The 12,826-nt window shown below is 75.0% G+C and carries 6 protein-coding genes; 2 read left to right on the top strand and 4 right to left on the bottom strand.

Features of this window, described 5'->3' with window-relative positions; all coding sequences use genetic code 11:
- Positions 1-5: 5 nt before the first annotated feature.
- From LWC33_RS02730 to LWC33_RS02720, 3 genes are all read right to left on the bottom strand, one after another.
- Positions 6-1,406, bottom strand: coding sequence for a hypothetical protein (locus LWC33_RS02730; protein WP_233302574.1), 1,401 nt, complete (start codon positions 1,404-1,406; stop codon positions 6-8).
- 194 nt (positions 1,407-1,600) lie between these two features.
- Entirely contained in the window at positions 1,601-2,260 is a 660-nt protein-coding gene (locus tag LWC33_RS02725; RefSeq protein WP_233302573.1) for a class I SAM-dependent methyltransferase, read from the bottom strand.
- Between the two features lie 65 nt (positions 2,261-2,325).
- Entirely contained in the window at positions 2,326-4,488 is a 2,163-nt protein-coding gene (locus LWC33_RS02720) for an acyltransferase family protein (protein WP_233302571.1), read from the bottom strand.
- Between the two features lie 232 nt (positions 4,489-4,720).
- Here LWC33_RS02720 and LWC33_RS02715 point away from each other — a divergent pair, with 232 nt between their 5' ends.
- Positions 4,721-7,912 carry an arabinosyltransferase domain-containing protein gene (locus tag LWC33_RS02715; protein WP_233302569.1) on the top strand — a complete coding sequence of 1,064 codons (3,192 nt, stop codon included), beginning with the start codon at positions 4,721-4,723 and terminating at the stop codon, positions 7,910-7,912.
- Here LWC33_RS02715 and LWC33_RS02710 read toward each other — a convergent pair whose 3' ends face one another.
- Positions 7,913-9,673 carry an arabinofuranosyltransferase AftB family protein gene (locus LWC33_RS02710; RefSeq protein WP_233302567.1) on the bottom strand — a complete coding sequence of 587 codons (1,761 nt, stop codon included), beginning with the start codon at positions 9,671-9,673 and terminating at the stop codon, positions 7,913-7,915.
- 132 nt (positions 9,674-9,805) lie between these two features.
- Between LWC33_RS02710 and LWC33_RS02705 the strand changes: the two genes are divergently transcribed.
- Positions 9,806-12,760 carry an arabinosyltransferase domain-containing protein gene (locus LWC33_RS02705; RefSeq protein ID WP_233302565.1) on the top strand — a complete coding sequence of 985 codons (2,955 nt, stop codon included), beginning with the start codon at positions 9,806-9,808 and terminating at the stop codon, positions 12,758-12,760.
- Positions 12,761-12,826: the final 66 nt, after the last annotated feature.

Genomic DNA, 12,826 nt, shown 5'->3' with positions numbered 1-12,826 from the left:
GGCGATCACGCCGGAGTAGGCTCGATCGGCCCGACCCGCAGCACCCCGGCGGACCTCCACGGTGTGGCGATGCTCACGCCGGGCCCGTCCTGAGCGACCACGAACTGCAACCGCGGATCGAGGGGCGGGCCGGTAGCGAGGCGGGCATAGTTGACCGCCAGGAGTTGCCGGCCCAGCCTCCCGCTGCGATCGCTCCGCTGCTGGATCAGCGGGGTGATCAGCGCCCGATCCGAGAATCCGTCCACGACGGTGCAGTCGCAGTAGTAGGCGAGCGTCCCGATCTCGCCCGGGGAACGGACGACCGCTCCCGCAGGTACCAGCGCAGCCGCGTCGCGGTACTGCTGTGCCGTCGCCCAGTTGGTGGTGATCGGGGCCGTCGACCACGGCCGTTGCACAAGGAACACGACGGTGGCGATCAGCCCGACCGCTCCGACCACCAGGCCGATCGCGCGTATCGCGGCCGGCGCCGCTGCGAGGCTGAGCGTGCCGAGGAGCGTCAGCGACCCGATCAGCGGTCCGTAGTACCAGTGGTAGGGCGCCGTGCCGAGGGCCACGAAGAGCACGGCGTGCAGGCACGCGCCGCCCCCCCACACGATCGCCAGCACCGCCCCGGCCGCCGCGCACCTGGCGAGGCGGAGCACGAACCAGACCGCGGCAGCCACGACGCCGCACGCGGCCGGAACGACCGAGAGAAGGACGGCGGCGGGGTAGACCCCGAAGTACAACTGCAGCCCGTTCACGAACGTCCAGGGCCCCCAATGGTCACCGACCTTCAACAGCACGGTGTCCGGCAGAGCCGACCCGAGTACCCACCAGCTGACGGCGAACCAGGGCAGTGCCGTCAGGAGCGCGGTCGACGCGACGACGTGCAGCCGCCGTACCAGCGAGGGGACGGCGACCACGGCGACCCCGAACATCACCAGGTCCGGCCGGGTGAGGACGAGCAGCCCGATCACCAGGCCCGCGATCCCGGGCCTCCTCGCGACCGCGGCCCACCCGAGGCACGCGATGAGCGCGATCCCGAGGTAGGTCTCCATACCGACCGTGGCAGCGAGCAGCGGGTTCACCACCACCGCGAGCGGAGCGAGCGCTGCCGGCCACCGGTTCCATCCGAGCCTTCCGCAGATGCTGGAGAGCGCGAGACCCAACAGGGCCAGCGACCCTGCCAGCACGCCCGCCACGGCGAGGAACGGGGCCCTGGTCACGACCGTGATCAGGGCGAGCAGGAGGACGTTCAGGGGCGATGTCGCTGTGTTCGCCACGTGACCGGGCTCGAGAGCCCACTGTCCGTGCAGGGCGAGCGACCTCGCGTAGTCGAGGGTGATGTAGGCGTCGTCGATGAGCGCGTCGCGGGCGAGCAGGAACAGGAGGAGGCCGCCTACCCCTCCTCCGAGGGCGAAGCACACGCCGGCGGGCCGAACGGACCGGATCGGAGATGGTGACCCAGTCGGTCGGGCCGAAGGATCCTTCAGGGTCACGGCCTCGCCGATCTGCACGGGGGAAGTGCGCGGACCGACCGGAGTCTACGGGGGCCCGGCGCGCGCCAGTCCGATCACGTGCTGCACGTCCGCGACCGGCGTGCCGCGCACCGAGGGATCGATCAGTTCGGGCGTTCGAGGACGAAGACGCTGTTCTCGCCCTCGCCGGGGCTCAGGTAGAGGGAACCGAACGCCTGCTGGACCCGGGCCGGGAGCCTGCGGGGATCGAGCCAGGTGGGGATCCGGCCGTAGGGACCCCGGCTCAGCCCGTCGGACCCTTCCCGCTGCACGGACAGGCCGGCCTCGGCGAAGAGCCGGAGCCAGTCGGCGTGGGATCGCCGGACCGCCCGGGCACCCGCCCCGGCATCGCCGGTGAGCTCGGCGCCGCGGCCCGCGGCGTCGGGCACCAGGACGATCGCGCGGCCGCCCGGGACCAGCACGCGCCGCCACTCGCGGACGTCGGACAAGTCCTGCTCGGGATCGTCGGTGCGGCCGAGCGCGTCGATCGCGACGACACACCGGAAGGATCCGTCGGGGACGTCGACGAGGCGGTGGACCGGACATCCGGGGGCCTCGGCCCTGATCCGCGCCGCCGTCCCCGCCGACGGGGCCACACCGGAGGCCGGGCCGTGCTCGGCGAGCCGGCGCAGCAGCCGGCCGTCACCGCCGACCTCGAGGTACGGGCCGCGACCGGCGTACCTCAGGACGAGCCGCACGTACCAGCGCAGCGGGCTACGGTCGCGCTCCCGATCGACGGGCTCCGTCACCTGCTCGGCGTGCACGCCTGCATCGTGGCATCAGGCCGCGAGCAGCCCGACCGCCGCCCTCCTCCGCCGGGGGTGGGCGGTCAGCGCGCGCGGCCCTGGCGCTCCGGACCGCGCTGCCCGGCGATGTGCGGGGCGGCGTGCGGGCGGGCGTTCTTCACCCGGTGCTTCCCGCGGGCCAGCCGGGCGCCGACGAGCTGCTGCGCCAGCGCCTCGGCCAGCTCGGGGTGCGGCGACCGGAGGTCGGCGTTGCGGGCGTCGAGGAGCCGGCGCACGGGGCTCGGCTGCTCGGGCAGCGGCGCGACCGCCGGGAAGGCCTGGGTCGGCGGCTCGATCAGCGGCATCGGGACGACCGTCGGCAACGCCCGGGTGGCCGGGTCCTGCCGGGCGTTGGTGGTGTCGATCGGGGCGATCGCCGCCGGACGTGGGGCGGGCTCGGGTGCCGGGACGGGCCGAGGGGTGGGTGCGGGATGCGGACGTCGCCGCCGTTCCGGCCAGGACCCGGCCCCGCTCAGCCCGATCGCGACCTCCGGCTCGAGCGCGACGGCCGGAAGGACCGCGGTGACGGGGTCCCGCCGGGCCGCGTCGGTGTCGATGGGCACCCCGACGGCGGGACGGTCGACGGGCGGGACGGCCGGGAACGGCGCCGTCCGCGGGCCCGCGGGACGGTCAGCGGCGGCCTGCGAGGAGCCGGTCGGGACGGACGGCATGGCGGCCACCTCCAGGTCGGGATCGACAGCGGGAACGACGGCGGGATCGACGGCCGGCTCGACAGCGTGATCGGCAGCGTGATCGGCAGGGGGAACGGAACGCTGCACCTCGGGCGCCGCGAGAACGGGGGCGGGCTCGACGGCCCGCGGGTCCGATGCCGTCCGGGCCGGGGGCACGAGGGGGACGGGTACGCCGCCGACGCGCACGGATCCGCGCTCCCCCGCCCGCCGCGGCGCGGGCGCCACCGGCACGGCCAGGACCGGGACGGACGCGGCAGGTCCGACCGGCACGAGACGCGCGAGAACCCCCGGCAGCCGGTCCCGGACGTCGCCCAGCTGCCGCGCCCACAGCGGAGGCATCTCCTTCATGGCGGCGCGCGCCGGCTCCTCGACGTATCGGAACAGCAGGTGGGCGGCGGGAACGGTCGCGAGCAGCACGACGACCGCGAGCACATGCGCGAGCACGCCGTCAGGTGCGAGCAGGGAGCTGCCCCCGAAGCCCCCGTAGCGGCGCAGGGCCAGCCAGAAGACCTCGAACATCGGGATGTGGATCAGGTAGAGCGCGTAGGAGATCCGGCCGCCGTGCACCATCGCCGGTCGCGAGAGCCACCGCGCGACGCCGCCGCGGACGCCGCCGTCGGCCAGCGCCAGGGCGCCGACCAGCACCGGGAAGAGCACCAGGACGGCACCGCCGCGTCCGGGGCCGACGAGCTCGCCCGCAAGCAGGCCGACGGCGATCAGCACCGGGACGACCGAGGCGACCACCGACGCCGGGCGCCCGACGCCCGGCCGGCGGCGCAGGCGGCGCACGGCCAGGTAGGCCAGGATCCCCGCCCCGAACCCGCACAGGATCCGGACGACCCAGCTCCACGGGTAGTAGGGGCTCCCGGTGGTCAGGTAGGCCGCCGCGATCGGCGTCATCAGGGCCAGGGCGGCGCCGGCCAGCACGACGACCGGCAGGTTCCGCATCCGGTGGAAGACCACCGCGACCAGCGGGAACAGCAGATAGGCCAGCCACTCGGCACTGATCGACCACGTCGGGCCGACCCACGAGGCGCCGTCCAGGTAGGGGTTGTCCCACATCTGCACCATGAACATCTGCTGCAGCCACTCACCAGGGCTCAGCACGGGCTGCACCGCCTGGAAGGCGATCTCGGGGTCGCTCCCGTAGACGGCGCGGGCGACCAGCCAGATCCCGAACATGTGGAACACCAGCGCGTACGCCGGCCAGATCCGGCAGGCCCGGGCCCAGACGAAGCGGCCGGTCCGCGCCGCGGAGAGCCGCGGGCCGAGCTGCTCGAGGTAGGTGTAGGCGATCACGAACCCGCTGAGCACGAAGAAGAGGTCCACGCCGAGCGCACCCTGCGTGACCAACGGACCGAGCAGCCCGCTGACGAGCGCGACGCCGGGCAGCGCGGTGAAGTGGAAGTGGAACAACACGACCCACGCCGCGGCGGCGGCACGGAGTCCTGTCAACGCGCGCAGCTCGACCCGTCCGGAGGCGGTGGAGCCGGGAGGCCGACCCGTGTCGGACACGGGCGCGTGCTGGGCGGTCGTGGTCACATCGGCCACAACGATGCCCCCGTGTAGCCGTCACGGGTGTCCCCCACGGAGCGCCCGAACGGCCCAATACATTACGTACAGTGGTGGAACTACATCGCTGTCATTCTTGATGCCCGAACCGGATGACAGCCGGACGACAGTGTCGCGCATCACCGGTCAGGACGGGTTCGGCGACGCACCGGGGCGGGAGCTAGCCTCGGGCGTCGTGCTGACCACCGACACGGTGGACGAGGCGCGCCGCAGCTCCCCTCCCCGGCGTGGCTCCGCTCCCCCACACCACCGTCCCGGTCTGCGACGGCTCGCCGCCGGGCTCGGCCTGCTGTCGGCCGTGCTGGCGCTCGCGATCCCGTTCCTGCCCGTGTCGCAGAACACCGCCGAGCTCAGCTGGCCGACGGCCGACGGCGGTACCGCCCCCGTGACCGCTCCCCTCGTCGCCCTGCGCCCCGAGAGCTTCGACGCCGCCGTCTCCTGTCCCGCCGTGCGCAGCCTCGACGCGCGCAGCCCGCAGGCGGCCACGGTGTTCACGACCACCGCCCCCGGTGCCCCCGACGGCGCCACGGTGGGCATGCGGGTCAGCGTCGACGCCGGCCGGCTCGCCGTCGACGACCGCGGGGAACGGATCGCCGAGGCGGATCTCGCGCCGGGCGACTGCACACTCGTCGTCCACTCCGACTGGGCGAGCACCACCGTCACGGTCGGTGGCCACCCGCTCGCCGCGTTCGACGACGACCGCCGCCCGCAGGTCGTGGGGCTCTGGTCGGACCTGGACCGGAACCTGGACCCGGTCGCCGGCACGGCGATCCGGTTCGCCACGGACAACCGCTTCGACACCGCCCCGTCCGGGCTCAAGGTGGCGGCTGCGGCGCTCGCCGTCGTCGCCCTGCTCGGGTGCCTGCTGGTGCTCCGTCGGCTCGACGACCGGGACGGCCGCCGGCTGGTGCACACCGGCCGGTTGTCGGGCCGGCTGCGCGGGCACGACTGGATCCGGGACTCCGCGGTCGTCGTGCTGCTGGGCGGTGCGACCGTGTTCGGCAGCATGACCCCCGACGACGGGTACATCCTCACCATCGCCCGCGGCACCTGGACCTCGGGCTACGTCGGGAACTACTACCGCTGGTTCGACGTCCCGGAGGCGCCGTTCGGCTGGTTCTACGAGCTGTACTCGAAGTGGATCGAGGTCAGTGACGCGGTCCTGTGGCTGCGGATCCCGGCGTTCCTCATGGGCGTCGCCTCGTGGTTCCTGATCAGCCGCGCGCTGCTGCCCCGGCTCGGCACCCGGGTGCGCCGCAGCCGCTCCGCGGGCTGGGCCGCGGCCGGCGTGTTCCTCTGCTTCTGGATCCCCTTCGACAACGGCCTGCGCCCCGAGCCGGTCGTGGTGATCGCCGCGCTGCTGTCCCTGGTGCTCCTCGAGCGCGCGCTGGTCACCCAGCGCCTGCTGCCGATCGCCGGCGCGCTGGTCTCCGGGGCGTTCGCCGTGGCGGCGACCCCGACCGGCCTGATCGCCTTCGCGCCGCTGCTCGCCGCGGCCCGCCCGCTGCTGCGCCTGCTCACCGGGCGGGCCCGCAAGGCCGGCTGGCTGGTGGTGCTGCTGCCGTTGCTGGCCGCCGGCGTGATCGTGCTGGTCGCGGTGTTCGACGACCAGACCTGGGCGTCGGTCGCCGAGGCCACCCGGGTGCGCACCGAGATCGGCCCGAACCAGCCCTGGTACCAGGAGCTCGCCCGCTACCAGCTGCTGTTCTCGGACAGCCGCGACGGCTCGCTCATGCGGCGCTTCCCGGTCCTGCTGCTCCTGCTGCTGCTCGGGGTGAGCATCGCCGTGCTGCTGCGCCGCGGCCGGATCCCGGGGGCCGCCCTGGGCGTGTCGCGACGGCTGATCGGGAGCAGCCTGCTCGCCTTCGTCGTGCTGGCGTTCACCCCGACCAAGTGGACCCACCACTTCGGCGCCTTCGCCGCGCTCGGCGCGGGCATGGCGGCGATCGCCGCGCTGGCCACCGGCACGAGCGTGCTGCGGTCACGGCGCAACCAGGCGCTGCTCGTCGCGGCGCTGCTCGGCACGACCGCGCTGGCCTTCGCGGGCCCGAACACCTGGTGGTACGTCTCGAACTGGGGTGTGCCGTGGTTCGACAAGCCGCCGTCGGTGCACGGGATCTCGGCCACGTCGCTGCTGCTGGTCGCTGCGGCCCTCGCGCTGCTCTACGCGTTGGTCGAGCACCTTCGCGGGCCTGCCGTCCCGCGCCCCCTGCCGGCCGACGGCCGCGGCCCGCGGCTGAACAACGCGCCGATCGCCGTGATCTGCGCGCTGATGGTGGTCTTCCAGATCGCGTCGCTGGCCAAGGGCGTGGAGAAGCAGTGGGGCACGTACTCGCTGGCCGCGGACATCATCGGGGACCCGACGGGGTCGCGGTGCGGGCTCGCCGGGCGGGTGCTCGTCGAGACCGATCCCGAGGCGGGCGTGCTCCCGCCGACGACCGGGCCGGGTGGCCCGCCGGAGGCCGTCGGGTTCACCCCGGACGGCCTCCCGCCGGCAGGGCCCGGTTCCCTGCGCGACACCGATGGCCGGGGCAACCACGATCCGGGCGTGACGGGGACCGGGCCGCACGGCGGCCGGGTGTCCGGCAGCTGGAGCGCCGACCCGCAGGCGATCGGCGACTACCGCAGCGGCTGGTACGCCCTGCCGCAGCCCGCGCGCGACGGCTCCGCCCCGCTGGTCCTCGGCATCGCCGGGAAGGTCGGCGACGGTACGTCGCTGACCCTGGAGTTCGCCCGCGGGGGCCAGGTCGTCGACCGGATCGAGCCGGACGGCGAGTCCGGCACCGTCACGGCCACGGCCGACCCGCTCGGGACCGCCGCGTCCGGCCTGGGCTGGCGGGACGTCCGCCTGCCGCTGAGCGGGGCCGCCGCGACCGCCGACGCGGTACGGGTCGTCGCCACGGACCGGGCCCTGGGCCAGGACGGGTGGATCGCCGTGACCGAGCCGCGGGTCCCCCAGCTGACCCCGCTCACCACCGTGGTCGCGGGGATGGCCGGGTACAACGACTGGCCGACGGCCTTCCCCAGCCCGTGCCTGCGTCCCTTCGGGGTGCACCGCGGGGTCGCCGAGATGCCGGGCTACCGCATCCTGGCCGACACCCAGCAGCGCGAGGTCGGCGACAACTGGGGTTTCCCCTCGACCGGCGGTCCGCAGGGCTGGATCGACCACGTGGCACGGCAGCGCGTGCTGCCGACCTACCTGCAGGGTCAGTGGGACTTCGACTGGGGCCAGTTGCGGATGCTGGAGCCGTGGTCCCCGACGCCGGGCGGCCCCGACGTCGAGCAGGGCACCCGAACGACGTGGGGCTGGCAGAAGGTGGGCCAGATGGGCAAGGCCCCGGCGGACCCGCCCCTCGACCGCCCCTGATCAGTTCCCGCAGCGGGACGCGGCGGCCGCCGCGTCCCGCGGATAGCGGTAGGAGGTCCGCTCGACCGCCCCGCTCAGGTTCTGCCGGAACCGGTCGGCGGTGAGGGGGTCGCGGTAGGAGGCCAGCATCTCGCGGGTCGCCGGGCAGCCCAGCGCGCGCCGGGCGTCGTCGACGAAGGCCGGCCCGACGAAGCCGGTGTCGCCGCGCACGCCGGCGTCGGCGAGGAACCATTCCGGCAGCAGGTCCTTGTCGTGCCCGATCCGCCCGCCGGGCACCCCGGTGGCGTGCCCGGCGACCGGGTTGACCAGCCCGACGCCGTCGAGCACCCGGACGTCGAGGGGCGCCAGCTCGCCGGCCACGCCCAGGTTGAGCCAGACCAGCGTGCTCCGCTCACCGGCGGCCGGGTAGACGTACCACTGCCCGCCCCCGACGATCGCGAGCGACGGCCCGGGCGCCGCGACGAGCCGGGCCGCACCCTCGCCGACCATCGGGTGGGTGGAGTAGTCCGCGGCCGTGACCGGGTGGGGGTTGCCGAGCAGCAGGACGTAGTAGAGCCGCTCGTTGGCGATCCAGTGCGGGCCGAGGTGCTCGCCGTAGGCCGGGCGCAGCGAGGTCAGGCAGAACGCCGCCCACACCAGCGTGCCGAGCACCGGGACCAGGGCCCAGCGGGTCGCCGGCACCACCATCACCGGCAGGAGCAGCGAGAACAGCGCGGGCAGCAGCATCCGGCCGTGCATGAAGTCGCCGCCGACCCGCGTGACGTACAGGCCCAGCAGCAGCGCGGCGACGACCGGCGCCACGGCCACCACGGCCGTCGCGCCCCGGGAGCCGGACGGCTCCGGACCGGTCCGGCCGCGCCGGCTCAGCAGCGCGAACGCGACGAGCGCCGCGCAGGCGCCCGCGAACCACAGCTCGTAGGTCTCCAGCAGGTCGAACAGGTACCAGCCGCCCTGGTCCCACCGGGAGTCGCTCGCCTCCTTGGCGAGCGCGGTGGACGGGACGAGCAGGCCGTAGTAGCCCATGCGGAAGAGCTCGTAGCCGAGCGGCACGACCAGCGCCACGCCGGCGAGCGCGAGCAGCCTGCGGACCCCGCGCCGCCACTCCAGCACCACGAAGGCGACGGCGAGGACCAGCCCGGCGAGCGCGAGGTCGGGCCGCACCAGCGGCGCCAGCCCGACGAGGAGGGCGAACGGCCAGGCGCGCCCGGTGACCTCGCCCCGGCGCACCTGCAGACGCCGGACGAGCAGCCACCAGCTCGCCCCGAGCCAGCCGGTGATCAGCCCGGTCTCGAGGCCGGACGTCCCGAAGTCCCAGAAGGGCGGCAGGGCCAGGACCACCAGCGCGCCGGCCGGCAGGATCGCGCGGGCCCGGTGCAGGCGGCGGGCGGCGTCGACCGCGAACCCCAGCCCCGCCACGGACAGCACCAGGCCCAGGACGACGGCGGTCCAGTCGAGCGAGATGCCGGGCGCGAGGCCCGGGATCGCGAGGAGGTAGGTCCAGAGGGTCGAGGTGTTGGCCTCGACCCGTTCCCCGGCGTTGAACACCGGTCCGTTGCCCGCCAGCAGGTTGCGCACGGTCCGGAGCACGATCAGACCGTCGTCGCTCATCCAGCGGCGGTTCCAGATCAGCGCGGCGAACACCGCCAGGAGCAGGACGAGGACGGCGCCGTTCCACAGGCCGAGCCGGATCGTGCGGGCGGGCGGGAGTCCGACCTGGGCGTGGTGGACCGGCGCGACGGTGTCGATGGACCTGCTCCTCATCACTCGCGTTCTGCGTACTCGACGAGCCTTCCCCCGGGCAGGCGTGGACATTCTGGCGGATCGATCACGGATCGAGACCGACCTGCGGCCCCGGGGCGTCGCGTGTCGTGCCCGGGCTGGCACTGTGTCCGCGTGGTCTCCCCCGCGCGCCATGCACCCGACGCGACGCGGGAGGACCCTTCGGCGACCGTCGCGCCGAGGCGGCGGCGCGGGGTCCTCGCCGCTCTGCTCGGCCTCGTCGTGGTCGCGTGCGCGGTCGCCTTCCCGTTCGCGCCGGTGGTGCAGCCCGAGGTCCGGTACGACTGGGGCGGCCCGGGTGCCGTGCCGACCGCGCTGCCGCTGATGCCCTACCAGCCGGTCGCGCTCACGGCCTCGACGACGTGCGACGCCGCCCGCGCGCTCGGCCAGGGCACGCTCCTCGCGACCACGCCCGCCGCGCCCGATCCCCGCGCGAACCCGCTCGACGGCCTGCGGATGGAGGTCACCGGAGGGGCGCTCCACGTGACCACGGCCGGCGTCGAGCTCGACCCCGTGCCCCTCCCGGCGGGGGCGTGCACCGTCGAGTTCCGCAGCGACCCCTCGGCCACGACCGTGCTGCTCAACGGCGCGCCGGTCGTCTCCCGCGCCGGTGACCTGCGGCCCGCCGTCGCCGCGATCCTCAGCGACGCCCCCGACCCGTCCGGCCTGCGGCTGCAGCTCACCGCCGACACCCGCTTCCAGACCTCGATCACCCCGTTGAAGGCCGCGATCGCCGCCGTCGGGGTGCTGGCGCTGGTCGCGATGGTGGTCGTGCTGGCCCGGGGCGAGCGGCGGCGCGCGGTCCGGGTCCTGCCGCGCCGCTGGTGGCGGCCCCGGCTCCCCGATCTCGCCGTGACCGCGGTCCTCGCGGTGTGGTGGGTGTCCGGGCCGGTGACGGTCGACGACGGCTACATCGCCGGGATCGTCCGCGACCGCGGCAGCAGCGGGTTCGTCGGCAACGTCTACCGCTGGCTCAACGCCCCCGAGGCGCCCTTCAGCTGGTTCTACGACCTCTACTACGCCTGGTCCCAGGTCTCGGCGTCGACGGTCTGGCTGCGGCTCCCGTCCGTCCTGCTCGGCCTGGTGACGTGGGGACTGCTGTCCCGGTGCGTGGTGCCCCGGCTGCTGCCGCGCGCCGGCCGGGGGGTCGCGTGGCTCGCCGCACTCACCTTCCTCACCTGGTGGCTGCCCTACACGCTGGGCCTGCGCCCCGAGCCGTGGGTCGCGGTCGGGAGCGTGCTGGCCTTCGTCGGTGTCGAGCGCGCGATCGCGCTGCGTCGGGTGACGCCGCTGGTCCTGGCGCTGCTCGTCGCGGGCCTGACGACGGCCGTGACTCCCGGCGGGCTGATGGCCTTCGCCCCCGTCGTCGCCGGCCTGGTACCGGTGCTGCGGACGCTGCGCCGCAGCGGCCTGGGTCCGGTACCGCTCGTGCTCGTCCTGCTGGCCGGCCCGGCCGCCGCGGTGTTCCTCATGGTGTACGACCAGAGCCTCGCCGCGATGCTCGAGGCCACCCGGGTCCGGACGCTGATCGGCGGCGGCCAGCCCTGGTACGACGAGTACAGCCGCTATGCGCTGCTGCTCACGCAGGACGACCTGCAGGGCTCGCTCGGCAAGCGCGCGCCGGTCCTGCTCACGCTCCTCGCGGCGGTCGCGGCGCTGTGGGCCGTGCTGTCGGCCGGCGGCCGCCGGATCCCGCCCGGGCCTACGCGGCGGATCGCCGTGGTGTTCCTGCTCGGGCTCGCGTCGATGACCGCCACCCCGACCAAGTGGACCCAGCACTTCGGCGACCTCGCCGGGATCGGTGCGGCTGTCCTGCTCGTCGGGATCGTGGCCGTCGGGCGGCGCGCCCTGGCGGGCCGGACGGCGCCGTGGCTCGCCGGGCTGGGCGCGCTCGCCGTCGCCGGCTCGCTGGTGCTGGCCGGGCGCAACCTCTGGCCCTTCGTCTCCGGCTGGTGGGGCCTGACCTGGAGCACGCTCCCTCCGCTCGTCGGGGGCGTCGAGCTCGCGCCCGTCTGGCTGGTGGCGGGGCTCGTGCTGGTCGCCGCGGCCCTGCTGGTCGTGGCGTGGCGCCGTTCGGGCGGCGGGTCCGGGCGGCTGCCGCGGTGGTTCCCGAGTCCGGCCGCCGTGACGACCGTGCTGCTCGTGGCGGTGGTGCTGCTGCAGGTCGGGTCGTTCGCGCGCACCGGCTGGCAGCACCGGAACAGCTACACGCTCCTGTCCGACGCGCTGTCCACCGCCCGGGGCACCCCGTGTGGTCTGCAGGAGCGGCTCTCGGTCGAGACGAACCCGGCTGCGGGCCTGCTGCCCGCCCTGCCCGACCCGTCCGGCCTCCCGGCAGTACCGGTCGACGCGGGCGGCACCGAGCTGCCGGGGATCCGCGCGGCCGGCACCGGCCACACGGCCTGGTTCGCCCTCGACCCCGCCCAACGGTCGCGTGAGCTCCCGGTCGTCGTGACGGTCGCGGGTGCCCTACGGCCCGGGGACACCGTCGCCGCGGAGTTCGCCGGCGACGACGGCGCGCCCCTCGCCCGCATCGCGCTGAAGCCCGACGGCGAGACTCCACGCGACATCCGGCTGCTCGCGCCCGAGGGCGCGACGCGGGTGCGGCTCGTCGTCGACGTTCGGGAGCCGGTCGACACCCCGGCCGTCGCGACCCTGCCCCGGGTCCCGCGGCTCACGCCGATGGACCAGGTCCTCCCGGCCGGGACCGAGGCGATCCTCGACTGGCCCGTCGCCTTCGTGTTCCCGTGCCTGGCGCCCGCGCCGCTCCCCCTCGGCACCACCGCGCTGCCACAGTGGCGGGTCGGTCCGCGGCAGGACGACGACTCTGCCGCGATCACCTACACGCCGGGCTTCGGGGGACCGTTCGCCGCAGCCCGCACGCTCGTGATCGAGCAGCGGATGGCGACCTACCTCGCCGGCGACCCGACCCGCGACGCCGCCCAGGTCTACCGCTGGGTCCCCGTCCGGCCGCTGGCCGCCGCGACGCCGCAGGTCACGGAACGCACGGTCGGTGGTTGGGTGCACACGGGACGTACCCGTGTCCCCGGTCTCGATCCCGTCGGCTGAGGCACGCCGGACCGCCTGCGAGCGGCGCCATACCCCACAATGGGGCACACCGACGCCCCGCGGTCC

Origin of the sequence: Pseudonocardia terrae, assembly GCF_021343995.1 — a bacterium.
GTDB lineage: Bacteria > Actinomycetota > Actinomycetes > Mycobacteriales > Pseudonocardiaceae > Pseudonocardia > Pseudonocardia terrae.
This window is presented reverse-complemented; position numbering and strand designations above follow the sequence as displayed.

Bases quoted from the DNA above. Each gene is read 5' to 3' on its own strand.
- LWC33_RS02710 (WP_233302567.1), bottom strand. From the start codon at position 9,673: ATGAGGAGCAGGTCCATCGACACCGTCGCGCCGGTCCACCACGCCCAG.